This window comes from Neisseria sp. CCUG12390, from assembly GCF_047837985.1.
Classification (GTDB): domain Bacteria; phylum Pseudomonadota; class Gammaproteobacteria; order Burkholderiales; family Neisseriaceae; genus Neisseria.
This window is the reverse complement of the sequence record NZ_CP181244.1, coordinates 1,509,408-1,536,042: the sequence shown is the minus strand read 5'-3', so window position 1 is coordinate 1,536,042 and position 26,635 is coordinate 1,509,408. Positions and strand designations below refer to the sequence as shown.

21 protein-coding genes are annotated in these 26,635 nt (G+C 52.8%); 8 read left to right on the top strand and 13 right to left on the bottom strand.

Annotated features, from left to right (window positions below):
- The first annotated feature begins 85 nt into the window (after window positions 1-85).
- Window positions 86-1,978: a biosynthetic arginine decarboxylase gene (gene speA / locus ACM67E_RS07235; RefSeq protein WP_416190795.1), complete on the top strand. Its 1,893-nt coding sequence runs from the start codon at window positions 86-88 to the stop codon at window positions 1,976-1,978.
- A gap of 74 nt (window positions 1,979-2,052) precedes the next feature.
- Window positions 2,053-2,979: an agmatinase gene (gene speB, locus ACM67E_RS07230; RefSeq protein WP_416190794.1), complete on the top strand. Its 927-nt coding sequence runs from the start codon at window positions 2,053-2,055 to the stop codon at window positions 2,977-2,979.
- 444 nt (window positions 2,980-3,423) lie between these two features.
- Here speB and ACM67E_RS07225 read toward each other — a convergent pair whose 3' ends face one another.
- The 3 genes from ACM67E_RS07225 to ACM67E_RS07215 form a co-directional block, all read right to left on the bottom strand.
- Window positions 3,424-4,356, bottom strand: coding sequence for a MetQ/NlpA family ABC transporter substrate-binding protein (locus tag ACM67E_RS07225; protein WP_416190793.1), 933 nt, complete (start codon window positions 4,354-4,356; stop codon window positions 3,424-3,426).
- Window positions 4,357-4,449: 93 nt separating this feature from the next.
- A complete protein-coding gene (locus tag ACM67E_RS07220) occupies window positions 4,450-5,136 on the bottom strand; it encodes a methionine ABC transporter permease (protein ID WP_416190792.1) in 687 nt (228 codons plus the stop codon).
- 1 nt (window position 5,137) lies between these two features.
- Window positions 5,138-5,875, bottom strand: a complete 738-nt coding sequence (locus ACM67E_RS07215) for a methionine ABC transporter ATP-binding protein (protein WP_416190791.1) — start codon at window positions 5,873-5,875, stop codon at window positions 5,138-5,140.
- Window positions 5,876-6,134: 259 nt separating this feature from the next.
- Here ACM67E_RS07215 and ACM67E_RS07210 point away from each other — a divergent pair, with 259 nt between their 5' ends.
- Window positions 6,135-6,386 (top strand): type II toxin-antitoxin system Phd/YefM family antitoxin, encoded by a 252-nt coding sequence (locus ACM67E_RS07210; protein WP_416190790.1) that lies wholly within the window; start codon window positions 6,135-6,137, stop codon window positions 6,384-6,386.
- Complete coding sequence (locus ACM67E_RS07205) at window positions 6,383-6,637, top strand: Txe/YoeB family addiction module toxin (RefSeq protein ID WP_416190789.1); 255 nt, start codon at window positions 6,383-6,385, stop codon at window positions 6,635-6,637. The genes ACM67E_RS07210 and ACM67E_RS07205 overlap by 4 nt, the downstream gene beginning before the upstream one ends.
- 73 nt (window positions 6,638-6,710) lie before the next feature.
- On the opposite strand, the gene yegQ is transcribed toward ACM67E_RS07205, so the two are convergent.
- Window positions 6,711-8,066, bottom strand: a complete 1,356-nt coding sequence (gene yegQ, locus ACM67E_RS07200) for a tRNA 5-hydroxyuridine modification protein YegQ (RefSeq protein WP_416190788.1) — start codon at window positions 8,064-8,066, stop codon at window positions 6,711-6,713.
- Between the two features lie 374 nt (window positions 8,067-8,440).
- On the opposite strand from yegQ, the gene ACM67E_RS07195 reads away from it, so the two are divergent.
- On the top strand, window positions 8,441-9,187 hold the full coding sequence (locus ACM67E_RS07195) for an amino acid ABC transporter permease (protein ID WP_416190787.1): 747 nt from the start codon (window positions 8,441-8,443) through the stop codon (window positions 9,185-9,187).
- Between the two features lie 115 nt (window positions 9,188-9,302).
- Here the strand turns inward: ACM67E_RS07195 and mutY are convergent, their stop codons facing one another.
- A complete protein-coding gene (mutY, locus tag ACM67E_RS07190) occupies window positions 9,303-10,352 on the bottom strand; it encodes an A/G-specific adenine glycosylase (protein ID WP_416190786.1) in 1,050 nt (349 codons plus the stop codon).
- Window positions 10,353-10,532: 180 nt separating this feature from the next.
- On the opposite strand from mutY, the gene ACM67E_RS07185 reads away from it, so the two are divergent.
- Window positions 10,533-11,573, top strand: a complete 1,041-nt coding sequence (locus ACM67E_RS07185; RefSeq protein WP_416190785.1) for a zinc-dependent alcohol dehydrogenase family protein — start codon at window positions 10,533-10,535, stop codon at window positions 11,571-11,573.
- A 305-nt stretch (window positions 11,574-11,878) separates the two neighbouring features.
- Here the strand turns inward: ACM67E_RS07185 and acnB are convergent, their stop codons facing one another.
- Complete coding sequence (acnB, locus tag ACM67E_RS07180) at window positions 11,879-14,464, bottom strand: bifunctional aconitate hydratase 2/2-methylisocitrate dehydratase (protein ID WP_416190784.1); 2,586 nt, start codon at window positions 14,462-14,464, stop codon at window positions 11,879-11,881.
- A 243-nt stretch (window positions 14,465-14,707) separates the two neighbouring features.
- Window positions 14,708-16,006, bottom strand: coding sequence for an ATP-dependent Clp protease ATP-binding subunit ClpX (gene clpX, locus ACM67E_RS07175; protein WP_416190783.1), 1,299 nt, complete (start codon window positions 16,004-16,006; stop codon window positions 14,708-14,710).
- Between the two features lie 290 nt (window positions 16,007-16,296).
- On the opposite strand from clpX, the gene ACM67E_RS07170 reads away from it, so the two are divergent.
- Together ACM67E_RS07170 and ACM67E_RS07165 are read left to right on the top strand one after the other, a co-directional pair.
- On the top strand, window positions 16,297-17,238 hold the full coding sequence (locus tag ACM67E_RS07170) for a serine hydrolase (protein ID WP_416190782.1): 942 nt from the start codon (window positions 16,297-16,299) through the stop codon (window positions 17,236-17,238).
- A gap of 157 nt (window positions 17,239-17,395) precedes the next feature.
- Window positions 17,396-18,166, top strand: coding sequence for a M48 family metallopeptidase (locus ACM67E_RS07165; RefSeq protein WP_416190781.1), 771 nt, complete (start codon window positions 17,396-17,398; stop codon window positions 18,164-18,166).
- A gap of 65 nt (window positions 18,167-18,231) precedes the next feature.
- On the opposite strand, the gene ACM67E_RS07160 is transcribed toward ACM67E_RS07165, so the two are convergent.
- From ACM67E_RS07160 to ACM67E_RS07135, 6 genes are all read right to left on the bottom strand, one after another.
- Window positions 18,232-18,942 carry an SIMPL domain-containing protein gene (locus ACM67E_RS07160; RefSeq protein WP_416190780.1) on the bottom strand — a complete coding sequence of 237 codons (711 nt, stop codon included), beginning with the start codon at window positions 18,940-18,942 and terminating at the stop codon, window positions 18,232-18,234.
- Between the two features lie 112 nt (window positions 18,943-19,054).
- Entirely contained in the window at window positions 19,055-20,461 is a 1,407-nt protein-coding gene (gene trkA / locus ACM67E_RS07155) for a Trk system potassium transporter TrkA (protein ID WP_416192751.1), read from the bottom strand.
- 104 nt (window positions 20,462-20,565) lie between these two features.
- Complete coding sequence (locus ACM67E_RS07150) at window positions 20,566-22,047, bottom strand: DASS family sodium-coupled anion symporter (protein WP_416190779.1); 1,482 nt, start codon at window positions 22,045-22,047, stop codon at window positions 20,566-20,568.
- A gap of 310 nt (window positions 22,048-22,357) precedes the next feature.
- The gene (locus tag ACM67E_RS07145) at window positions 22,358-23,614 is read right to left on the bottom strand and encodes a complex I 51 kDa subunit family protein (protein ID WP_416190778.1); all 1,257 of its coding nucleotides are present in this window, start codon (window positions 23,612-23,614) and stop codon (window positions 22,358-22,360) included.
- A complete protein-coding gene (locus ACM67E_RS07140) occupies window positions 23,611-25,239 on the bottom strand; it encodes an FAD-binding protein (RefSeq protein WP_416190777.1) in 1,629 nt (542 codons plus the stop codon). Before ACM67E_RS07140 ends, ACM67E_RS07145 begins: the two co-directional genes overlap by 4 nt.
- Before the next feature lies 1 nt (window position 25,240).
- Window positions 25,241-25,876 (bottom strand): 4Fe-4S dicluster domain-containing protein, encoded by a 636-nt coding sequence (locus ACM67E_RS07135; RefSeq protein ID WP_416190776.1) that lies wholly within the window; start codon window positions 25,874-25,876, stop codon window positions 25,241-25,243.
- Between the last annotated feature and the right edge of the window lie 759 nt (window positions 25,877-26,635).

Here is a 26,635-nt window from a genome sequence, read left to right as displayed (position 1 = left end):
AATATTTTCAAAAAATCCGTATCCTGTGGCGGATTGGTTTTATAATCGCGCTTTAGTGCAATTATTTTATTCTGAAGGAACCGTTATGGCTGCACCGACCATCAGCGAGGTCTGCAATATCCGCTATTGGGGCATCAATTATTACGATACCGACGACAAGGGCGAGGTAATCGTGCGCCCGAACCCGGCCGAGCCGGAGAAAATCGTGTCGCTGCAAAAGCTGGCCGAATCGGTGCAGAAGCAGCAAAACGCGCGGCTGCCGATTTTGTTCTGCTTTCCGCAAATCCTGCAACACCGCCTGCGTTCCATCAATCAGACGTTTCAGACGGCCAGACAGGGTTTCGGCTATGACGGCGATTATTGCCTGGTGTACCCGATCAAGGTCAACCAACACCGCCGCGTCATCGAGACGCTGATACACAGCGGCCAGCCGCACGGTTTGGAAGCCGGCTCGAAAGCGGAGCTGATGGCGGTGTTGGCGCACGCGGGAACGACGCAGACGCTGATTGTGTGCAACGGCTACAAAGACCGCGAATACATCCGTTTTGCGCTGATGGGCGAGAAACTCGGCCATCAGGTGTATCTGGTGATTGAAAAAGTCTCCGAAATCGATATGGTATTGGAGGAAGCGGCCAAGTTGGGCGTGAAGCCGCGTTTGGGCGTGCGTGCGCGTTTGGCTTCCCAAGGCTCCGGCAAATGGCAGGCTTCGGGCGGCGACAAATCCAAATTCGGTTTGTCGGCTTCGCAGGTGCTGCATTTGGTGGAGGTTTTAAAACAAAACAACCGCTTGGACTGCCTGCAACTTCTGCATTTCCATCTCGGTTCGCAACTGGGCAATATCCGCGACGTGGCGACCGGCGTGCGCGAGTCGGCGCGGTTTTATGTGGAATTGCACAAGCTCGGCGTGAACATTCAATGCTTCGACGTGGGCGGCGGCTTGGGCGTGGATTACGAAGGTAACCGCACGCAATCGGACTGCTCGGTCAATTACAGCCTGACCGAATACGCCGAAACCGTGGTGTGGGGCATCGGCCAGGCCTGCCGCGAACATAATCTGCCGCATCCGACCATCATCACCGAAAGCGGCCGCGGCATCACCGCGCACCATGCCGTGCTGGTGGCGAACGTCATCGGCGCGGAACGCTATACGCCGCAGGAATTGGGTGCGCCGTCTGAAAACGATCCGCGCGTGCTGCACAGCATGTGGGAAACGTGGACGGACATTTTCGCCTCGCGCGAAAAGCGTTCGCTGCGAAGCTGGATACACGAAAGCCAGTTTGACTTGGCCGATGTGCACAACCAATACAACGTCGGCCTGCTGAGCCTGGAGCAGCGCGCGTGGGCCGAGCAGCTTTATCTGAACATCTGCCACGAAGTCGGCGAACTTTTCAACGAAAAACACCGCTCGCACCGCACCATCATCGACGAATTGCAAGAGCGGTTTGCCGACAAGCTGTATGTGAATTTCTCGCTGTTCCAATCGCTGCCCGACGTGTGGGGCATCGACCAACTGTTCCCCGTCTGCCCGATTACCGGCCTGAACGAAAAAATCGCCCGCCGCGCCGTATTGCTCGACATCACTTGCGATTCAGACGGCACCATCGACCACTACATCGACGGCGACGGCATCGCCACCACCATGCCGATGCCCGATTATCCGGCCGACAATCCGCCGCTTTTGGGCTTTTTCATGGTCGGCGCATATCAGGAAATTTTGGGCAACATGCACAACCTGTTCGGCGACACCACCACCATCGACGTGATGGTGCACGGCGAAAACCAATTCGAAGTCGTCGATTACGACGAGGGCAACACCGTCGCCGATATGCTGGAATACGTTTACCAAGATCCGAAAGAACTCATGCGCCGCTACCGCGAACAAATCGAACATTCCGATTTGCCGGCTTCGCAAGCGATGGCGTTTTTGAAAGATCTGGAAATCGGGCTGAACGGCTATACTTATCTGGAAGAAGAATAAGTTTCAGACGGCCTGTTGAGAACTTGAGTGAAGCCGTCTGAAAACTGCATACGATGAAAATTAAAGGATACAACATGAAACCCTACACCACCCTTGCCGGACAAACCGACAATTCACTGGTTTCCAATAATTTCGGCTTCCTGCGCCTGCCGCTGGATTTCAACCCCTACGAAGGCAACGCCGAATGGGTGATTACCGGCATTCCTTACGACATCGCCGTTTCCGGCCGCTCCGGTGCGCGTTTCGGCCCCGAGTCCATCCGCCGCGCTTCCGTCAACCTCACCTGGGAACACAAACGCTTTCCGTGGACATTCGACGTGCGCGAACGCTTAAACATCGTCGATTGCGGCGATTTGGTCTATTCCTTCGGCGACAGCCGCGATTTTGTCGAAAAACTCGAAGCCCATGCGCTGAAGCTGCTGCAGGCCGGTAAAAAATGCCTGAGTTTGGGCGGTGACCATTTCGTCACCCTGCCGTTGCTGCGCGCCCACGCCAAACATTTCGGCAAACTCGCCTTGGTGCATTTCGACGCACACACCGACACCTACGCCAACGGCAGCGAATTCGACCACGGCACCATGTTCCACACCGCGCCGAAAGAAGGCCTGATCGACCCGTCGCGCTCGGTACAAATCGGTATCCGCACCGAACACGACAAATCCCTGCCGTTTACCGTATTGAGCGCACCGCAGGTCAACGACGACAGCGTCGAAGCCACCGTCGCCAAAATCAAGGAAACCGTCGGCGATATGCCTGTTTACCTGACCTTCGACATTGACTGCATCGACCCCGCCTTTGCACCGGGCACAGGCACACCCGTGTGCGGCGGCTTGACCACCGACCACGCCCTGAAAATCCTGCGCGGCCTGACCGACATCAATATCGTCGGCATGGATGTAGTCGAAGTCGCCCCATCTTACGACCAAGCCGACATCACTGCCTTGGCCGGTGCGACGATTGCGCTGGAAATGCTGTATTTGCAAGGTGCGCGAAAAGGCTGATACTGGAAGATAAAAGAAAAGGCCGTCTGAAAATCATTGCGTTTTCAGACGGCCTTTTGATTCAGGTTGCAGGTTGGTTAGAAACTCAATAAAAGGATAATTTTAAAAAATGTTGGGTCAAGACCCAACCTACGATTGTTGTTTGCAACAAAGGCCGTCTGAAAATTTTTCAGACGGCCTTTGTTCGGTTATCAAGCAGATTGTAGGTTGGGTTGCCAAACCCAACAAAGCGGCTATATGTGAAAACTAGTTGGCTCAAGGCTCAACCTGCGAGTATTTCATTTTAAAAACGAGATTATCTAAATCAAACCTGATGGGGGGGGAATTCGGTTAGATTTGGCCGGATTGCATAACGTACTCTTCACTAACAAGGCCGTCTGAAAAATTGAATTTTCAGACGGCCTTTAGTTGGGTTATCAAGAAAATAATCGAGTTTGAATCGGCTTATTTCGCGGCGGAAGCCTGTGAAGCGGCGGCAGTCGAAGCGGCCTCGGCGGTTGCGCCTGCCGCGGCGTTTTCACCCCATACGGCAGGGTATTTGTAGCCGGCAAAGCGTTCTTTGGCGTAGGTTTTAAATTCTTCCGAATTGTAGGCGGCTTCTACGTCTTTCAGCCATTGCGCGTTTTTGTCGGCGGTTTTCACGGCTGCCCAGTTCACATAGGCAAAGCTCGGTTCTTGGAACAGGGTTTCGGTCAGTTTCATGCCGCTGCTCATGGCATAGTTGCCGTTCACAACCGCAAAATCAACATCGGCACGGCTGCGCGGCAGTTGCGCGGCTTCCAGCTCGACGATTTTGATTTTTTTCAGGTTTTCGGCAATGTCGTTTTTAGATGCGGTCAGCGGATTGATGCCGTCTTTCAGTTTGACCCAGCCCAGTTCGTTCAACATGACCAAGGCACGGGCGAAGTTGGACGGGTCGTTCGGCGCGGAAACGCTGCTGCCTTCTTTCACGTCGTCAAGCGAAGCCAGTTTGCCGGGATATAAACCCAAAGGTGCGGTCGGCACTTGGAAGGCTTCGACGATGTCGAGTTTATGCTCTTTTTTGAAGTCGTCCAGATAAGGCTTGTGTTGGAACACATTGATGTCGATTTCGCCTTCGGCCAGAGCCAGGTTGGGGCGGACGTAATCGGTAAATTCAATCAGCTTGACCGTGTAGCCTTTTTTCTCCAAAGCAGGTTGGATTTGCTCTTTCACCATGTCGCCGAAGTCGCCGACGGTGGTGCCGAAGACGATTTCTTTTTTCGCTGCGCCGTTATCGGCGGCAGGCGAAGCGGCGGAAGCGGCCGGTGCGGCTTCCTGTTTTTGACCGCCGCAAGCGGCTAATGCCAATGCCAAAGCGGCGGCTGAGAAGGTTTTCAATACGCTGTTTGCGTTCATAGCAATACTCCTAAAATGTGTGTGACAGAAATCATATCATGCCGTCTGAAAAAAGCTTAATGAATTTTCAGACGGCCCTTATAAACAATCCTTCTAACGCTTGTCGAGGCGGCGCGCAATCCAGTTGCCCAGGCTCTGCATCGCAATCACCATCAGCACCAGAATCGCCACGATGAAGATGATGACTTCGGTTTGGTAGCGGTAATAGCCGTAGCGTATGGCCAAATCGCCCAAGCCGCCGCCGCCGATCATACCTGCGGCTGCGCTGTAGGAGAGCAGGCCGATGGCCAATACGGTAATGCTGGATACCATGCCGGCGCGCGCTTCGTTGAGCAGCACTTTGCGGATAATCGTCAACGGCGTTGCGCCCATGCTGATGGCTGCTTCAATCACGCCGCGTGGGACTTCGCGCAGGTTTTGTTCGACCAGGCGGGCGAAGTAAAACATTCCCGATACGCTCAAAACCAAAGAAGCGGCGTAAGGGCCGATGGTGCTGCCGATGATGGCGCGGGTGGCCGGAATCAAGGCAATCATCAAAATCACAAACGGAAACGCGCGCATCAAATTGACCAGATTATCCAGTATGAAATTCAACGGCTTGTTATAATGAAGCTGCCGGCTGGCGGTGACAAACAGTAACACGCCCAGCAAGGTGCCGAATACCACGGCAAACAGCGTCGACAAACCGACCATGATAAAGGTCTCGCCCAAAGCTTGGTAAATCTCGCCTTTCATGCCACCGATGGTGGATACGGCTTGCGAAAAAGTCAAATCGGCCATCTCAATCCTCCCGAATCAGTTCGCGCCCGATTTCCGATTGGGCGTGGATTTGGTTGTCGTGCACTTCCACCACTTCCAGCAGACGGCCTTTGTCAAGCAGGGCGGCGCGGTCGCACAAGCGGCGGATGACGCTCATTTCGTGGGTCACGATGACGATGGTTACATTGAAGCGTCGGTTGATGTCTTCCAAGCATTCCAGCACGCTGCGCGTCGTGGCCGGGTCCAGTGCGGAAGTCGGCTCGTCGGCCAAAATGACTTGCGGATTAGAGGCTAGGGCGCGGGCAATGCCGACACGCTGCTTTTGTCCGCCCGAAAGCTGGGCAGGGTAATGTTGCGAACGTTCCTGCAATCCCACAATTTCCAGACATTCCGCCACACGCGCACGAATCTTTTCAGACGGCCAGCCCGCGATTTCCAAAGGAAACGCCACGTTTTCCGCCACCGTGCGGTTGCTCAGCAGATTGAATTGCTGAAATACCATGCCGATATTCTGCCGCGCTTGGCGCAAATCTGCCGCGTTGAGGGTGGTCAAATCTTTTCCACCCACCAAAACGCGCCCCGAATCAGGCCGCTCGAGCAGGTTAATCAGCCGCAGCAAAGTCGATTTGCCTGCGCCTGAATAGCCCATCAGGCCGAAAATCTCGCCGTCTTTAATTTCCAAACTGGTCGGCTCCACCGCCGTAAACCACGATTTGTCGCGCGTTTGGTAGCGTTTGGAAACCTTGTCTAAAATAATCATAATGTTCTCAAATACAACAAAGCCCGATGTCTGACACAACGGGCTGGATTCGCAACAACTGCAAACGCTTAGCTGTTTGTGCCCGCAAGCTGTGTCAAATCGGCATAAAGTGATTAAGGCAGGATAGTAGCGAAAATGTGAAAAAGTGTCAAGAAACAAGGCCGTCTGAATATTTCAGACGGCCTGTGTCATGCAAAATTGCCTTGCCATACAGGAAAAATGATTTTATATTGTACATATTACTGTACAGGAGATTGTGATGGAAGTAATGAGCTATACCGCGTTTCGCGCCGAGTTAGCTAAAACGCTGGATTTTGTCGCAGATAATCATAAGCCGGTCATGATTACACGGCAAAACGGCCGACACGCGGTGGTGATGAGCTTGGAAGATTTTTCAGCTTACGAAGAAACGGCATATTTGATGAAGAGCCCGAAAAACCGTACGCGTTTGCAGGAATCTTTGGCTCAGTTGGAAAAAGGGCAATCCCATGAGCGGGATTTAATCGAATGATTTTGGCTTTTACAGACCATGCGTGGGAGGATTATCTTTATTGGCAGCAGACGGATAAGAAGGTTTTGAAGCGGATCAATGCGTTGATACAAAATACGCAATGCATGCCTTTTGAGGGATTGGGTGATCCCGAACCTTTAAAACATCAGCTGTCGGGATTTTGGTCGCGCCGTATCGATAAAGAACATCGTTTGGTGTATCGGGTGGAGGATGGATATTTAACCATTGTGCAATGTCGCTATCATTATTAGTGAAAACTACAGGCCGTCTGAAAATGATTCATACATTTTCAGACGGCCTTTTATTTGATGACACCCCATCAAATCAAAGATTCATAATCCTTGCCACCAGTGCTTTTTCCTTACCCGCCATATTCGGGATTTTCACCTGAATGCCGTTGCCGGGGGCGACTTCCACTGCTTCGCCTTTACGGGTCATCTGTTCCAACTTGACGGTTTGGTTGCCGCTCGGGTGGATGATTTCGATGGTGTCGCCGACGGCAAAGCGGTTTTTCACTTCGACGGTTGCCCAGCCTTCGTTGTCGATTTCGGTAACGTGGCCGACGTATTGGCTTTGTTTGGCAACGGAATGGCCGTTGAGGTAGTTTTGGTAATCTTGCGTTTTGTGCCGCTCCAAAAAGCCGGAGGTGTAGCCGCGGTTGGCCAAGCCTTCGAGTTCGCTCAAGAGGCTCAGGTCAAAGGGGCGGCCGGCAACGGCATCGTCAATCGCTTTGCGGTAGCTTTGCGCCACGCGGGCAACGTAATACAGCGATTTGGTGCGGCCTTCGACTTTGAGGCTGTCCACGCCGATTTGGGTGAGTTTGTCGACCACTTCGATGCCGCGCAGGTCTTTGGAATTCATGATGTAGGTGCCGTGTTCGTCTTCCATAATCGGCATGAATTCGCCCGGGCGGTTGCTCTCTTCGATTAAGAAAACTTTGTTGGCGGCAGGGTGGCGTTGCTGGCCGTTGATGCCTTCGAAGTTTTGGTTGGCTTCTTCCTGCGCTTTTTCAAAGTTGAAACCTTGCAGGAGCTTCGCATCGCCCATGTCGTCGGTGTCGGTGTCGTGGACTTTGTAGTCCCAGCGGCAGGAGTTGGTGCAGGTGCCTTGGTTGGGGTCGCGGTGGTTGAAATAGCCCGATAATAAACAACGGCCTGAGTAAGCGATGCACAATGCGCCGTGGATAAACACTTCCAATTCGATGTCGGGACATTCCTGACGGATTTCGGCGATTTCGTCCATGCTCAATTCGCGCGACAGGATGATGCGCTCCACGCCGATTTTTTCCCAGAATTTCACGCCCCAATAATTGGTGGTGTTGGCTTGCACAGACAAGTGAATCGGCATGTCCGGCCATTTTTCGCGCACGGTCATAATCAGCCCCGGGTCGGCCATAATCAGCGCGTCGGGCTTCATGGCGATTAAAGGCTCCATGTCGGCGACGAAGGTTTTCAGTTTGGAATTGTGCGGCAAGGTATTGACGGTTAAAAAGAATTTTTTATCGCGCTCGTGCGCTTCTTTAATGCCCTGCGCCAATACGTCGAGCTTGGCAAACTCGTTGTTGCGCGCGCGCAGCGAGTAGCGCGGCGAACCGGCGTACACGGCATCGGCGCCGAAATCGTAAGCGGCGCGCATGCGTTCCAAGCCGCCGGCGGGTAGGAGTAATTCAGGTGCTTTCATCTTGTGTTCTTTGTTTTATAAATGTTTTCAGACGGCCTTGAAAACGCGTCAGGCCGTCTGAAATAAAATTAATCGGAATGGACGGATTATCCGCTTTTTTGTCAGGGGGGTCAATTTTCATCGGCGGCTTGGGCGTTGTTTTGCTTGGTTTTTACATATAAAACGACTTATCTGAATAATATCATTTTCAGACAGGAATGATTGAAATAGATATTTTCAGACGGCCTGAAAATGCAAAAGGCCGTCTGAAATCAAATTTGTGCGATAAAAAGCATTCAAAGTATGTATTTTCTTGTAAAATGTCAGGCTTATTTGCCATGATTTGCCTGCCGTTCGGGAAACGGCGTGGCGGAAACTTCTGATAAGAGCGGGATATGGATTTTCGTTTTGACATTATTTATGAATACCGTTGGATGTTTTTTTACGGCGCGCTGACGACTTTGGGTTTGACGTTTGTGGCGACGCTGGGCGGTACGGTATTGGGTTTGTTCGGTGCGCTGGCGCGGCTGGTGCATTTTGAAAAAGGCGGCGTACTGCTGAAGTCGGTGGCGTGGGTTTTGCGCACGGTTTCGCTGGTGTATGTGACGCTGTTTCGCGGTACGCCTTTGTTTGTGCAGATTTTTATCTGGTATTTCATTTGGGTGGTCGCGCTGATTCATCCGGTTGACGGTTGGTTGGTGAGCGGGGAGGCGGCGGTGCAGCTGCGCCGCGGTTACGGTGCGCTGATTGCCGGTACGCTGGCATTGATGGTGAACGCGGGTGCGTATATCACGGAAATTTTCCGCGCGGGTATCCAGTCGATTGACAAAGGCCAAATCGAAGCGGCGCGCTCGCTGGGCCTGACTTATCCGCAGGCGATGCGGTATGTGATTCTGCCGCAGGCTTTGCGCCGTATGCTGCCGCCGCTGGCGAACGAATTCATTACGCTGCTGAAAGACAGTTCGCTGCTGTCGGCGATTGCGGTGGCGGAATTGGCTTATGTGCAGAATACGATTTCGGGACGTTATTCGGTGTATGAAGAGCCGCTTTATACCGTGGCGTTGATTTATCTGCTGATGACAACTTGTCTGGGCTGGTTCTTCCTGCGTTTGGAAAAGCGTTATAATGTGGTACACCGTTGATTGGATGAATAAAATGCCGTCTGAAAAGTTTTCAGACGGCATTTTTTATTTGAGGGGGAAAATTGTGGTGGATTTGACGGTTTGGATTTTAAAGCAGTTTGTTTTTCAGACGGCCTCAAAACAAACTGCTTTGCGCCTGATTCAAATAGTTCAGCAAAGGTTTGGGCAGGCCGTAGTCGGCCAAACTTTCTTGAGCCACCCACAGGCTGTCTGAAAAATTTTCAGACGGCCTTTCGTCTGCGGTAAACGGGGTAATCATCAATAAGCGGTGGGTCAGCCGGTGGGTAAACGCGGCCTGTTCGGTGAGGCCGTCTGAATCGAGATTCAGGTTTCGGGCAGCCTGGTGTAAACCGTCGAGATTTTCAAAACACGGCACGCAATACAGGCCGCCCCAAATGCCTTTGGCCGGACGTTTGTGCAGCAGGATTCGGCCTTGCCGGTCGCGGACAATCAGCCAGTAAAGCGGCAGGGTTTGGACTTCGGCCGCGGTTTTTTTGCGGGGCAGCTCGGCAATGCGGTTCTGCTTTTTGGCTTCGCAAATGTCGCTCATCGGGCATTGGCGGCAAAGCGGGTTGCTGCGTTTGCACACGGTCGCACCCAAATCCATCAGGCCTTGCGTGTAGGCCGGCATATCGTGGTTTTCAGACGGCATCAGGCTTTCGGCAAGCTGCCAGAGCCGGTTTTCAAATTTTTTGTCCTGGGGATTGCCGTCAAGCGCGAACACGCGGCAGAGTACGCGTTTGACGTTGCCGTCGAGTATGGTTTCACGCTGATTGAAGGCAAAGGCGGAAATGGCGGCGGCGGTGCTGCGGCCGACTCCGCACAGGGTTTCCAGTTCTTGTCGGGTTTGCGGAAATTCCCCACCGAATTGCCCGACGACCTGTTTGGCGGCTTTGTGCAGATTGCGCGCGCGGCTGTAGTAGCCCAAGCCCGCCCATAGCGACAGGACATCGTCTTCGGCGGCATCGGATAAAGTCCCGACATTGGGAAAGCGGTTTAGAAAGCGAGGGTAATAGTCCAAGACGGTCGCAACTTGCGTTTGCTGGAGCATGATTTCCGACAGCCAAACGGAGTAGGGATCTTTAACCTGCCAAGGCAGATGGTTTCGGCCGTGCTGTTTCTGCCACTGAATCAGGCGGGTGGAAAAGTTTGGGATTGGGGACATGGTTCCGGGTAGGTAAGGTAAGTTTGTGCTGTATCAAAAATTATTTAAAAACATAGTGTTACATTATAACATGTAAGCAAGATGAAATTGACTTTCATTAGTGGGGCGACTATAAAGGGAATCATACCGTAATTTTTTAAGTCATCTTTCGTTTCATCAAACAATAAAAGGAGCTGTGCCATGAAAGCTATGGTGTATCACGGAGCAGGCGATATCCGTTTTGAAGAAAAGCCGCGTCCTGAAATTATCGATCCGACCGATGCTGTGGTGAAAATCGTCAAAACCACGATTTGCGGTACCGACTTGGGCATTTGGAAAGGCAAAAACCCTGAAGTGGCCGACGGCCGCATTCTCGGCCATGAAGGTGTGGGCATTGTAGAGGAAGTGGGTTCGGCTGTAAAAAATATCAAGGTTGGGGATAAAGTCATCATTTCCTGCGTGAGCAAGTGCTGTACTTGCGACAACTGCAAAAAGCAGCTTTATTCACATTGCCGAAACGGCGGGTGGATTTTGGGCTACATGATTGACGGCACGCAGGCCGAATTTGTGCGCACGCCGTATGCGGACAACAGTCTGATTCCGCTGCCGGATTCGGTCAACGATGAGGTTGCGCTGCTCTTGAGTGATGCGCTGCCGACCGCGCATGAAATCGGCGTGCAATACGGCGATGTGAAGCCGGGCGATACCGTATTCATCGCAGGTGCCGGCCCTGTGGGCATGTCGGCGTTGCTGACCGCGCAATTGTACAGCCCTGCGGTGCTGATTGTCTGCGATATGGACGAAAACCGCCTGAAAATGGCCAAAGAATTGGGCGCGACCCATGTGATTAATCCAAGTTCCGGCAACGTCGGGCAGCAGGTTTTCGATATTGTCGGCGAAGACGGCGTAGATTGCGCGATTGAGGCCGTCGGTATTCCGGCGACTTGGGATATGTGTCAGGAAATTGCCAAGCCGGGCGGTCATATCGCGGTGGTGGGTGTGCACGGCCAATCAGTTGATTTCAAATTGGAAAAACTGTGGATTAAAAACCTTGCCATTACAACCGGCTTGGTCAACAGCAACACGACAGAAATGCTGCTGAAAGCAATTTCCACCAGCTCGGTCGATTACACTAAGATGATTACCCACCGCTTTAAATTCAGCGAATTGGAAGAGGCTTATGATGTGTTCAAACACGCTTCCGAAAATCAGGCCATGAAAGTGGTGTTGACCGCGGAATAAAGGTTAAGCAGAACCTTTTATAAAAAGGCGGAGATTTTCACGAAACTTAGTCTGAACCTGAAATTTTATGCCTGTCATTGGCTGTAAAGTCCGCTACGCTTCTCCGCGAAGCTAATGACGGATGAGCGTTTTTGGATATTATCGGGTTTTGCAAAGGGTCTCATCAGGCCGTCTGAAAAATTTCAGGCGGCCTCTGTTTTAAATATTTCTTTTGGTATGGCAGATTAAACATTTTTATGAACCCATATGAAAGGCCGTCTGAAAAATATTTTTCAGACGGCCTTTGGTGGTTTGGCCTAAGCTACTTACACCTTCACTGTTTCGGCAACTTCGTTGTAGCTGTCGATTTCATTGAAGTTCATGTAGCGGTAGATTTGGTCACCCTGTTCGTTGATGATACCGATGTTGGCTTGGTATTCTTCAATGGTCGGGATTTTGCCCAGTTTGGAGCAAATCGCGGCCAATTCTGCCGAACCCAAGAACACGTTGGTGTTTTTACCCAAGCGGTTCGGGAAGTTGCGGGTAGAGGTGGACATCACGGTTGCGCCTTCACGTACCTGCGCCTGGTTACCCATACACAGCGAGCAGCCGGGCATTTCCATACGGGCACCGGCGCGACCGAGTACGCCGTAGTGGCCTTCGTTGGTAAGTTCCTGCGCGTCCATTTTGGTCGGCGGAGCCATCCACAGGCGCACGGGAATGTCGCTCTTGCCTTCCAAGAGTTTGGAAGCGGCGCGGAAGTGGCCGATATTGGTCATGCACGAGCCGATGAATACTTCGTCGATGACGGTGCCTGATTTTTCAGACATAAAGCATACGTCGTCGGGATCGTTCGGACAGGCGATAATCGGTTCTTTGATGTCGTCCATGTTGATTTCGATAACGGCGGCGTATTCGGCATCGGCATCTGCTTTGAGCAGTTGCGGATCGGCCAGCCATGCTTCCATGGCTTTGATGCGGCGTTCCAGCGTGCGCGCGTCTTTATAGCCGTCGGCAATCATGTTTTTCATCAACACGATGTTGGACTTCATGTATTCGATAATCGGCTCTTTGTTCAGGTGTACGGTACAGCCTGCGGCAGAACGTTCGGCAGACGCGTCGGACAATTCAAACGCTTGCTCGACTTTCAAATCAGGCAGGCCTTCGATTTCCAGAATGCGGCCGGAGAAGATGTTTTTCTTGCCGGCTTTGGCAACGGTCAACAAGCCTTGTTTGATGGCGTATAACGGAATGGCGTTGACCAGATCGCGCAGGGTAACGCCCGGTTGCAGTTTGCCGCTGAAACGTACCAATACGCTTTCGGGCATGTCCAAAGGCATTACGCCGGTTGCCGCGGCAAAGGCCACCAAACCCGAACCGGCAGGGAAGGAAATGCCGAGCGGGAAGCGGGTGTGCGAGTCGCCGCCGGTACCGACGGTATCGGGAAGCAGCAGGCGGTTCAGCCATGAGTGGATGACGCCGTCGCCCGGACGCAGGGAAACGCCGCCGCGGGTGGAAATAAATTCAGGCAGTTCTTTGTGGGTTTTCACGTCCACAGGTTTCGGATAGGCGGCGGTATGACAGAAAGACTGCATCACCATATCGGCGGAGAAGCCCAAACAAGCCAAGTCTTTCAGCTCGTCGCGGGTCATCGGGCCGGTGGTGTCTTGCGAGCCGACGGTAGTCATGCGCGGTTCACAGTAAGTGCCCGGACGAACACCTTGGCCTTCGGGTAAACCGCAGGCGCGGCCGACCATTTTCTGCGCCAGCGAGAAACCTGCTTTGCTCTCGGCAGGGGCTTGGGGCAGACGGAATTTGTCGGAAGCGGGTAGACCCAGTGCTTCGCGGGCTTTGGCGGTCAGGCCGCGGCCGATAATCAGGTTGATACGGCCACCTGCCTGAACTTCATCCAGCAGAACTTGCGATTTCAGCTCGAATTTGGCAACGGTTTCACCGTTTTTCACGATTTTGCCTTCGTAAGGCAGGATGTCGACCACATCGCCCATTTGCAGCGCGGAAACATCGACTTCAATCGGCAATGCGCCGGAGTCTTCTTGGGTGTTGAAGAAAATTGGTGCGATTTTACCGCCCAAGCACACGCCACCGAAACGTTTGTTCGGCACAAAAGGAATGTCTTCACCGGTGTGCCAAATCACGGAGTTGGTGGCGGATTTGCGCGAAGAACCGGTGCCGACTACGTCGCCAACGTAGGCAACCGGATTGCCTTTGGCTTTCAATTCTTCCAAGAGTTTGATGGGGCCGACTTCGCCCGGTTTGTCGGGATTGATGCCGTCGCGCGGATTTTTCAGCATCGCCAGCGCGTGCAGCGGAATGTCGGGGCGCGACCATGCGTCGGGCGCAGGAGAGAGATCGTCGGTATTGGTTTCGCCGTCGACTTTGAATACGGTTACGGTGATTTTTTCGGGAACGGCTTCACGCGAAGTGAACCATTCGGCATCGGCCCATGATTGCAATACTTCTTTGGCGTGAACATTGCCTTTGTCGGCTTTTTCTTTCACGTCGTGGAAAGAGTCGAACATCAGCAGGGTGTGTTTCAGGCCTTTGGCAGCGATAGGGGCGAGTTTTTCGTTGTCGAGAAGCTCAATCAGCGGATGGATGTTGTAACCGCCGAGCATGGTGCCGAGCAGTTCGGTGGCGTATTCGGCAGAAATAAGGGGGCTGGAAGCACTTCCTTCGGCAACGGCTGCCAGGAAAGAAGCTTTGACTTTGGCGGCATCATCCACACCGGGAGGAACGCGGTTGACCAAAAGATCAACCAAGAATTCGCCTTCTCCTTCCGGCGGATTTTTCAAAAGCTCGATTAAATCGGCGGTTTGTTGTGCATCAAGAGGGAGGGCAGGGATACCGAGGGCTGCGCGCTCGGCAGCGGCTTTGCGATAGGCTTCTAACATCTCTTTGTTCCTTTATCGTGTTTTTCTTCTGAAGGTTGCAAAAATTGCGTTAAAGATTGTGAACAATCTTTCCGCATTATCATAGACTAATTTTAAAAAATTGAAAATACTCTTGTTGTCAGATGTAATAAAGATTTTTTATTACACTAAAGAATAGGCCGTCTGAAAACCTATTGCTAAAAATAAAGTTTTAGATAATGGTTTTTCAGACGGCCTGATGATGCAGTATGCTGATATTAATGGTTATTTGTCGGCTTTTTGGGTTTTCTTGGCTTTTGATTCGGATAACTTGTATACGCTGCCGTCTGCCAGCAGCAGTTTGGGCGCCTCACCCTTGTCAATGACGTTTTGGTTGATAACGACTTTTTTGACATCTTTTAAATCAGGCAATTGGTACATGGTATCCAACAGGCAGCGTTCGACAATCGAACGCAGGCCGCGCGCCCCGGTTTTGCGTTCCATGGCTTGCTTGGCAATGCTGCATAGGGCATTTTTTTCAATTTCCAATTCGACATCTTCCATGCCGAACAGGATTTGGTATTGTTTGACCAAAGCGTTTTTCGGCTCGGTCAGGATGTTGATCAGAGCGTCTTCATCCAATTCCGCTAATGTTGCAATCACGGGCAGCCGGCCGATTAATTCGGGAATCAGGCCGAATTTGATTAGGTCTTCAGGTTCGACGGTTTCGAATAATTCGGAAATGTTGGTATTTTCGTCTTTACTGTGTACCGCGGCACCGAAACCGATACCGCCTTTTTCCGTGCGCTGGCGGATGACTTTTTCCAGGCCGGCAAACGCGCCGCCGCAGATGAACAGAATATTGGTGGTATCGACGTTGATGAATTCCTGATTCGGGTGTTTGCGGCCGCCTTGCGGAGGGACGCTGGCAACCGTGCCCTCGATTAATTTCAGCAAGGCTTGTTGGACGCCTTCGCCGGATACGTCGCGGGTAATCGACGGGTTGTCGCTTTTGCGGGAAATTTTGTCAATTTCGTCGATGTAAACAATACCGCGTTGGGCTTTTTCAACATCAAAGTCGCACTTGCCCAAGAGTTTGGTAATGATTTGTTCCACATCTTCGCCGACGTAACCTGCTTCGGTCAGAGTGGTGGCATCGGCCATGACAAAAGGGACATCCAGTTTGCGTGCCAAAGACTGAGCCAGCAGGGTTTTGCCCGAACCGGTGGGGCCGATGAGTAAAATATTGGATTTTGATAATTCGACGTTGCCGTTGGCTTTCGGATGGCGCAGGCGTTTGTAGTGGTTGTATACGGCTACGGCCAATGCTTTTTTGGCGTGTTCTTGACCGATGACGTGATCGTTCAGGTTGGCTACGATTTCCGCCGGAGTCGGCAGCGGACTGTTTTCGGAAGGAGTGGTGGTTTCCGGTCGGGAAGAGTCGTTGCCGTCGGAATCCTGTAGCATGATGCCGCATGTTTCGACGCATTCGTTACAAATAAAAGCGTGTTCTCCCTCAATCAGATTTTTGACTTCGTGTTCTGACTTGCCGCAGAACGAGCATGAGCGTTTTTCTTCAGACATGATTTATACTTTATTAGGATATTAATTAGTTAAAGCCGTGTAGAAACCTTATATACCCCAAGCAAGATTTCTTGGTAAAGTGGGTTAGTATAATTAGTATTGCCTGTTTTATCAAATATTGGCTACAGGTGTTGTGAAAAATTCCATGCTGCATTAAATTTGGATGCAGGCTTGCAAACTAACGCAAAGATTCAATGACTTGCTTTACATTTTCTTGGAAATTGAAGAGAATGTACGGCTAAGAGAATTTATATATCTGACAATACTGAATTAAGCGAGAGATAACTGTTATGTCAATCAAAAACTGGTGTAAACAATTAAGCGCCGTGTGCTTCGGTGCAACGCTGGCCGTTGCGGCTTTTCCGGCTGCGGCAGACGATATGGATGTATTGGGTCAGTTTTTAGAGCAGAATTTCCCGACCCAGCAAGATCCGCTGGGTGTATTTGCCGAAACTCAGGCAGGCAGGGTAGAGGCGCAGGCCATGATGGCAGGGCCGCTGCTGTCGTCGCAATCGGCCCTGATTCTGAACAATCGCACGGGTGAAGTCCTGTATCAGAAAAATGCCAACCGCGTCATGCCGATTGCCTCGATTTCCAAGCTGATGAGCGCAATGGTAATTTTGGATGCCAAGTTGGACATGAACCAGCCGGTTACGATTACGGCGGATGAAATCGACCGTCTGAAAGGTACCGGCAGCCGTTTGGGTATCGGTACGACATTGACGCGCAGGGAATTGCTGCATTTGAGCCTGATGAGCAGCGAAAACCGTGCAACCCACGCTTTGGGGCGTACTTATCCGGGCGGTATGGGCGCATTTGTGGCGGCCATGAATGCCAAGGCACAAAGCTTGGGAATGTCCGACAGCCGCTTTTATGAGCCGACCGGCCTGGATTACCGTAACGTATCGACGGCGCACGATTTGAGCCGTTTGGTGGCGGCAGCCAGCAAATATCCGCAAATCCGTTCGAATTCGACGTCTAACTACGGCTCGGTTTATACGGTTCGCGGCCGTCAGAATTATAAAAACTCCAATGCTCTGGTGCGCGAGGGCGGTTGGAATATCGAGTTGCAGAAAACCGGTTATATCCGTGAGGCCGGCCGTTCGATGGTGGTGAAGGCCAATGTGAAAAACCAGCCGATTACCATTGTTTTGCTGAATGCACCAAGTTCGACCACGCGCGTGAACGATGCACGGCGCATTGAGTCATGGATGCTGCAAACCCGTTCTTAAAATATTGGTCAATGCACTAAAACAACAGGCCGTCTGAAAACAGGTTATCGAAAGGTCGACATACGTTTCAGGCGGCCTTTTCATGTTTAACCGAAGCCATTTGCGAAAACGTCCGACCTTCATCCTTGATATTGATTTAATTTGTTAGGAGCCGTTTATGACGATTCAGAAAAAAACTTACGCATGGGTAGGCGCTGCCGTGTTGGCTGTAGCAGGTTGTACTTCGGTCGCCGATATGGTCGGTTATGATTCAGCTACTTTGAACGAAAGTGCGGCAAAGAATTACAACCAAGTCATGCAAAAAGCGCAAAGCCAGCGCGTGTTGGACACCTCTTCGCAAACCGCCCGCCGCGTGCATAATGTGTTCAACCGCTTGAAACCTTATGCCGAACGGGCGAATCGGACCGGTGTAAGGTTTAATTGGCAGATGAACGTTATCCGCAGTAATGAAATGAACGCGTGGGCAATGCCGGGCGGGAAAATGGCGGTTTATACCGGTATGGTGGAACGCCTGAACCTTACCGATGACGAAATCGCTGCAGTCGTCGGTCACGAAATGGCTCATGCGCTGTTGGAACACAGCAAAAAAGCCATCGGCAGCCAAGTATTAACCGGTATCGGCAGTTCGATTTTGGCCGGTGCTACCGGTGTCGACGGCAATCTGATCGGTCTGGGTGCCGACTTGGCCGCAACCAAGCCGTTTTCGCGCCAGCAGGAAAACGAAGCTGATGCGGGCGGCGTGAGACTGATGGCTCAGGCGGGTTACAATCCGCAAGCGGCCATCAGCGTATGGGAAAAAATGAACCGGGCACAAAGCGGCACATCGATTTCGGTGTTGTCGACGCATCCGGCCAATAATGCACGCATCAATGCCATCCGCAAAATGCTGCCGGAAGTGATGCCGGTTTATGAACGGAACAAACGCTGAGAGCGGAAAAATAATAGAAATGCCGTCTGAAAATAATTTTCAGACGGCATTGTCGTTTTGCCTGCCTACATTTGAACCGTTCCGTCAACGGTAATGCTGATTTCTTCCGAACCCGGGGAGGCGGTTTCGAGAGCTTCCGCGTCCATGCTTGCGGCCATCGGTACTGCGCTGCGGTACATTTTGGTCTGAACGGATTCGCTTTGGCTGACGGTGCCGCTGCCGATGTGTCCCAAGTTCAGCTTGACGATTTTATAGCTGCGGTGGCCTAAGGTTTCGGCTAAGGTTTGCGCGCGCTGTTTGAAGCGGTTGATGGCGGATTTGCTCACTTCGTCAATTACTGATTCGCGCTTTTCTTTAGATAGGCTGAACGAAGTGTATTCGACGTGGGCTTCGTTTTGGGCTTCGGCAATCAGGCGGTTGAGTGCGGCGAAGTCTTTGCTTTCTACTCTAAACTCGGCGTGTTCTTCCCAGCCTGTTTGGATGCGCTTGCCGTTATGGTATTGGTAACGGGGAAAGGCGTTGCGGCTGAGCAGTTCGGTTTTGAATGCGCTGTTTTTGGCTTTGCGGTTGAAGCTGTTGAATTTTTGGGTAAACGCGGTGTTGACCGATTGGCGGTCTTTTCCTTCGGCGCGTACTTGGAAGCGGGCGGTCATGGTGTCGCGCGGTACTTCCATGCCTGCGCTTTCGGAAAACTCGACAACGTTGTAATTTAAGGGTTCGGCAGCCGCGGGAAAGGCGGCGGCCAGCAATAAAGCGGTTAAGGTCGGGCGCAACATGGGGTTTCTCCTTTGGGAAGTCATATGGCAATAATCTAGCATATTCCGGCGAAAAATGATGTAAGGCCGTCTGAAAATTTTCAGACGGTCTTGGTTTTTTCATATGGACTGTTCAACCGAAGAAGCCCATTTTCACTTGAATCAGCTTTTCAAGTTCGCGCAATACGCGGCGGCGTGAAACGAAGAAAATCACATGATCGCCGTCCTGCAGGACTTCATCGGTGTGGTGGCCCATGATGACTTGTTCGTCGCGGACGAGGGCGGCGAAATGGCAGCCGGTCGGCCAGGCAATGTCGCTGATTTTGCGGCCGACGATAGCGGAGGTGTGCTGGTCGCCGTGGACGATGACTTCGATGGCTTCGGCCGTACCGCGGCGCAACGGGTGGACGGCAACGACATCGCCGCGGCGGATGTGCGCCAGAATCGAGCCGATGGTAATCAGATGTGGCGAAACCACGATGTCGATTTTGTTGCCTTCGAGCAAATCGACGTAGCTGGAACGGTTGACAATCGTAATCACGCGTTTGGCGCCGAGGTTTTTCGCCAGCAGGCTGGACATGATGTTGTTTTCGTCGTCATTGGTAACGGCGCAATAGATGTCGATTTCGTCGATGTATTCTTCGTTAAGCAGCGATTCGTCGGTGGCCGAGCCTTGCAGAACCAGCGTGTTGTCGAGGTTTTCGGCCAGCCATTCGGCGCGGGTGGGGTTGTATTCGATGATTTTGATGTCGTATCTGCTTTCCAACTGCTTGGCCAGGCGGTAGCCGATGTTGCCTCCGCCGGCAATCATAATGCGTCGGCTGCGCTGCTCTTTCGGACGCAATTCGCGGATGATTACGCCGACGTTGGCGGTGCTGGCGACGAAAAACACTTCGTCTCCCTCGATGATGACGGTTTTGGACGAGGGCACAATCAGACGGTTGTTGCGGTAGATGGCGCAGATTTGGCAGTCGACGCCTTCGGGGAGATGGGCGTTGATGTCGGCGATTTCTTTGTCGACCAGCAGACCGCCCTGACGCGCCTGTACGATGACCATCTGCACTTTGTCGTCGGCAAAGTTCAATACCTGCAACGCGCTGCTGTAGTTGAGCAGGCCGACCAGCCGCTCGGTGACCAATTGCTCGGGGCTGATGGTTTCGGTGATGTCGAAAATGTTCAGGCTGTTGCTTTCTTCCCCTTCTTTGCCGGGGTGGGCGTATTCCAGATATTCGCTCGAACGCACGCGGGCAATGCGGTTGGGTACGTTGAAAATATCGGCGGCGATTTTGCAGGCGACGATATTGGTTTCGTCGCTGCGGGTCAGCGCGAGCAGCAGGTCGGAATCGCCCGCGTGGGCGCGTTCCAAAACCGACGGCGACGCGCCGTTGCCGATGATGGTTTGCACATCGAGCTTGCTGCTGAGCTGGTGCAGGGCTTTTTCGTCGATGTCGACGATGGTGACGTCGTTGTCGGGCAGGGAGGAAAGGTTTTGGGCAATGGTCGAACCGACTTGGCCGCTGCCGAGAATCAGGATTTTCACGGTATAGATTTTGTGCAGATAAAGAATGCGGATATTGTATAGCAAAGGCCGTCTGAAAATATATTATTATTTTTCAGACGGCCTCGAATCATGTCAAAAACGGTTTACCAGTAACCCAAGATTTTCCACCACAAGATACCGATGGTGCCGAAAATCAGCAGTTCCAGCACACTCATGATGAAACCTGCTTTCCACCATTCCTGCATGGTCACGAAATTCGAGCCGTAAATCACGGGCGACGAGCCGGAAGCGTAGTGGGTCAGCGACATCATGATGCCGGTGGAGGCAGCCATAATCAGCGCGAACAGCATGGGCGGTGCGCCCAGAGCCAGACCTGCGCCGTAGAATGCGCCGAACATGGCGGTAACGTGGGCGGTGCCGCTGGCGAACATATAGTGTGAATACACATAAGCCGCAACCAAGAGGGCGCAACCGCCTACCCAGCCCATGCCCATGCCGCTGATGCCGGCTTGCAGATAGTCGGAGAGCCAGCCGATTAAGCCCAGTTTATTCAGGAAGTTGGCCATCATCACCAAAGCGGCGAACCAGACGATGGTATCCCACGCGCCTTTTTCTTTCAGCGCGTCTTCCCAAGTCAGCACGCCGGTCAGCAGACACAATGAGAAACCCAGGAAAGTAGTGGCGGTAGCGTCGATTTTCACACCGAACAGCATTTCGGGAACGCCTGCCCACAAGAGCAGCAACAGCAGGAAAATACCCAGCATGATTTTTTCATCGCGCTTCATCGGCCCCATTTTTTGGAGTTCTTCTTTCGCCAGCGAAGTGGCGTTCGGCGTCTGCTTGATTTCGGGCGGATACAGGAAATACAGCACCAAAGGCATAATCAGCAGCGCAACCATGCCCGGTACCACCATTGCCATAAACCAAGTGCCCCAAGTCAGATGGATGTCGGAATTGGTGGCTTTGGCAACCAGTTCGACCACCAGAGGATTGGGCGCGGTGGCGGTGATGAAAATGCAGCAGGTAATGATGTTGGCGTGGTAGTTGACCAGAGCCAGATATTTGCCGATTTTTTTCTCCGTACCTTTTTCAGGATCGGAATCGAAACTCAGGGCGATGGATTTCATAATCGGGTGCACGATTGCACCGCCGCGTGCGGTGTTGCTCGGCGTAACCGGCGCGATGAACAAATCGGCAAAGGCCAGGCTGTAGCCCACGCCCAAAGTACGTTTGCCGAACCATGAAATCAGCAGGTAGCCGATGCGCGCGCCCAAGCCGGTTTTCAAGAGGCCGCGCGAAATCATAATCGCCACACCGATCATCCAAATCAGCGAGTTGTTCAGGCTGCTCAGGGCGTCTTTCATGGCTTGACCGGCCGGATTTTTGACCGGCTCGCCGTCGACCATTTCAGGCACGGTAACGCCGGTCAGCGCGACCAGCGTAATCGCCAGCATCGCCATCGCGCCAATCGGCATGGCTTTGCCGATGATGCCCGCAATGATGCCGACGAACAGAGCCAACAAGTGCCACGCTTGCGGCGACACGCCGTCCGGCACGGGGATGCCGAACCAAATCAGCAGCGTCAGCACAACAGCGACGGCCGCAGGGATAGGTTTAAAACCCATTTCAATCTCCTAGTCAGAAGTATCGTCAAAACGGTTTTCAGACGGCCTTTGTGAGCGATGAGGCCGTCTGAAAGATGAATAATGTGCAGTTTGGTGTTTTTCTTATGTTTTTTCAGACGGCCTTGAAATGAACAGAGCCGACTGTTTCGGTATGGTTTGCAGGTTTGGCGGCGGATTAGGCGGCATCTTAGCGTAAAACCGTGAAGCCGTCTGAAATCTTGGCCGGGCATAAAAGAATAGATGACATACATCAATTTTCAGACGGCCTTTTGATGGATTTGTTGCGCAAAGGCCGTCTGAAAATCTGTCTTTATTCCTGCTCGTGTACCGCCAGACCGTATTCTTCCGGGAAGGTGCGCAGCGAGCTTTGCAACACGGTCACCGCGCCGTCAATCAGGCCGCAGCGTCCGCTTCTCGGCAGCAGTTGGCACAGGCTTTGCAGCGCGCGCAAGTCGTCGGCGGTACCGATGCCGGTGTCCACACGGTTGAGCAGGCGGGAAAGCTGGAACGTGCCGCCTTTGCAGGGCGGGCATTGGCCGCAGGAGTTGGCGGCAAAAAATTCCACATACTCGGATACTTTGCGCACCACGCTCGTGCCTTCCGAAATCACAATCATTGCGCCCGTACCGAGGCTGGATTTGCGTTCGCGCACGGAAACAAAATCCAGCGGCACATCCAAATCCTTGGCGGTCAGCAGTGTATTCGACGGGCCGCCGGTAAACACGGCTTTGAAGGTGCGGCCTTCGAGCATACCGCCGCCGTATTCGAAAATCAGCGTGGAGAGCGTCGTGCCCATCGGCAATTCGTATAAGCCCGGGTTCAACACGTCGCCCGAGAGCGAATACAGCTTGGTACCGGCGGCATCGCCCAAGCCCAATGCTTTGTACCATTCCGCGCCTTTTGCCAGGATTTGCGGAATATTGGCGAAGGTTTCGGTGTTGTTGATGAGCGTCGGTTCGCCGTTGACACCGCTTTCGGCAGGGAACGGCGGCTTGCGGCGCGGAAACGGGAAACCGCCTTCCAGCCAGGAAATGATGGCGGTTTCTTCGCCGCCGATGTAGCGGCCTGAGGTTTCCACCAATTGCAGATCCAACGGTTTGCCCAAGTAGTTTTCAATGCGGATGAATAAATCGCTCTGCTTCCATTGTTCGATGGCCGGAATCAGGGCGGCAACGGATTCGGTTTGGTGCGGATTCACATACAGGACGGCTTTGTTGGCGCGGCAGGCAACGGCGGCAATCAGCACGCCCTCGATGACTTGGTGCGGTGTTTTTGCCAGCAAAACGCGGTCTTTGAAAGTGCCCGGTTCGTCTTCGTTGGCGTTGCAGACGACGTATTTGTCGCCGTTTTTGCTTTGCGCGGCTACGGCCGCTTCCCATTTGCGCCAAGTGGGGAAACCCGCGCCGCCCATGCCGCACAGATTCGCGTCCTGCAGCTTGGAAACAATGTTTTGCGGGTCGGCCAAAGCCGCCAGCAGGCCTTCGCCGCCGCCGACTTTGCGCCATGCGGCCAAATCAGCCCCTACCTGACGGGTGGGGTGCAATAAATTCTGGTTCGCTTGATTCATGATTGAGCCTCCTGCAAGCCTGCGTGTTCGCGTAAATCGAATGTGCCGTAATCGGGGTATAAAATCGGTGCTTTAACGGTGCTGGTTAAGCCTGCACGGGTCATTTCGCGCTGCAGATCATGGACATGGTCGACACCGCCGCGCACTTTCTTCAGCGGCAAACCGCAGTTGGCGGCGGCAACACCGGCACGGCGGCCGAAGCTGATGATGTCGAGCAGGGCGTTGCCCATCAGACGGTTGCGGCCGTGAATGCCGCCGGTCACTTCGCCGGCCGCATAAAGGCCGGGTACGCTGGTGGAACCGTCGCCGTTGATTTCCATGCCGCCGTTTTGATAGTGCAGCGTCGGATGGATCATCATCGGTTCGGTTTTCGGATCCACGCCGCATTTGTGGGCAACGTGTCCCAAAGTTACCAAACGGTTCAATACCTCGGGATCGCCTTCAATCAGGCGCGGGGTATCTAGGAACACGCCGACCTGACCGTCGCGCACCACGCCGCGGCCTTCGGCCACTTCGCGCAGAATCGCCGCCGCCACCACGTCGCGCGGTTGCAGCTCGTCAACGAAACGTTCGCCCAAACCGTTGACCAGTTTCGTCCCTGCCGAACGCACGGCTTCGGAAATCAGCGCGCCGGCCAAGTGCGGCGGATGCGCCACGCCGGTCGGGTGGTATTGGAAGGAATCGACATCGCGCAGTTTCACGCCGATGCGGTAGGCCATGACCAAACCGTCGGCCGTCGCGCCGTAGTGGTTGGAGGTGGCAAACCCCTGCAGATGCAGACGGCCCGAACCGCCGGTCGCCAATACTACCGCTTTGGCGTGCACCAGCATCAGGCTGCGTTTTTCCAAATCATACAGAATCGCGCCGACGCAGCGGCCGTGTTCGTCCGACAATAATTCGATGGCCGGATGGCGGTTGAGCTGGGTGATGTTTTCATCGAGTTCAACCGCTTCGCGCAACACGCGCATCATTTCCAAGCCGGTAAAGTCGCGGTAGTGGAGAATGCGCGGTACGGTCGTGCCGCCGGCGCGTTTTCGGCTCAAATGGCCGTTGTTGTCGGCACCTTTGGCCAGGTCGAAAGTCATGCCCAAGCCGATGAGCCAGCGGATGGCGGACGGTGCGTCGGTAACCATTTGCGCCACCAGCGATTTTTTCGCGGCGTTGTGACCGCCTTTGATGGTGTCGTCGAAATGCTGCTGCAGGCTGTCTTCCGCGCCGACAGCGGCCTGAATGCCGCCTTCGGCCATGACCGTATTGCTGTCGCCGATACGCAGCTTGTTCGCCATGACGACGCGTGCGCCGGTTTCGCTGGCCGACAATGCCGCCGCTGCGCCCGCACCGCCGCCGCCGATGACCAAAACATCGGTGTTGATGTGTTCCGCACGCGACAAATCATAGTCGTCGATCAGTGGTTGGCTGATTAAAAGTTTCGCCAAATCGGGATGGCAGTAGTCGCCTGCATTGGGGCCGATGGGCAGCTTCACGCGTGCGCTCGGCTGGTAGTCGGGGTGAAAGCGGCTTAACAATTCGTCTTTCGGCGGCAAATCGGTGCGCATCTCCAAAGAAGAGGCGCGCAGGTTGGTCAATGCGGTTTCGTAATCAATACCTGTGACGTGCTTTTCCATTTCAGACGGCCTCCTCTTCATATTCCACACGCATTTTGCCGCTGTCGATTTCGCGCAGGCGGCGCATCAAATCTACCGGGCGCAGCGTGCGCGCGGCTTTCATACGGCGTGCGAACAAGCCCAGATGGTTGGGGCGGATGTGTTCGGGGCAGGCGAGGGTGCACAAATTGCACATCACGCATTGGTCGAAAGTATCCGCCGCCGCGCCGAAATCGCCCATAACCACCTGCGCCACGCCGTTTTCCACTTCCAGCCCTTTCGGGCAGGCGCGGTTGCAGCCGCCGCAATGGCGGCAGTTTTGCGCTTCGGGGAACGACTTGGCGGTGTCGTCGAGCCAGTTCCAGCCGTCGCCGATTTCTTTGATGTCGTAATACTGGATATGCTCGGGAATGAAATAATCGATGAAGCTGACCTGCATCCCGGCTTCGACTTTGGTTTCGCAGGCAAGCGCGGTGGTTACGTCGCGTTCGCCTTCTTTGCGTACCATGCAGCGGCAGGAACCGCATACGCCCTGCCCCATGCAGCCGATGTTGGCGGTAAGCGCGCTGCCGGCACGGGCATAGGCCTGAATGATGGACGAATCAGCCGAAGCATGCACTTCGTGGCCGTCGATGGTGAGGGTAATCAAATCACTCATGGGTTGTGTCCTGTGAAGAAGAAAAATAATTGCGGTGTATAGTTTTGTATTTTTGTTACATTCTCTTGATTTCGAAAACCTGAGTAAGTTTGTCAGGAATTTTATGTTATAAATCAAGGTGTCTTTGCTGATATAAGTGTAGCAGAAATGGAAGCCGGTTGGATGGCAAAGGGTTTTCGTCAGGCCGTCTGAAAGATTGCGGATGAAAAAAGTGCCGTTTCAGGTGTGTCGGATACTAAAAATCTGATTATCAAAGAAAAATAGTTTCATAATAAGCGGAAACGTAAAGAAAACATGACGGTATATAAGAATAAATATCATTGCAAATGAACGGAGTATTTTTTTAATATGATGAATATCAAGGAAAAAAATGAAATCAGAGATTATTTGCAAGAATTGTTATTTAATTTCATTAAGTGCATATAACTTGATGTCGGTCAAACGTGGCCGTTAAAAAGATGACAAAGTTTTTTTGATTGTGTAGTTTAACCCGTAACAAAAGGCCGTCTGAAAACAGAGTGATAGCTGGGAGTATCGTCAAAAGCAGGTTTGCAGATATGTTTCCGGACGGTATCGGATTTTATTGTGGCCATCATGCGATGTAGGATTATTCCAAAATCGACGGCCGATAAAAGATTAGGGTTCTCAAAATCCGAGCAGATTTATCAGTTATTAAATTAAATAAAAATCAAAAGATTAGTAAATGAAGACTGTTTTTCTGCTTTAAAAACCAGCACTATAACGCCTACAACAGGCCGT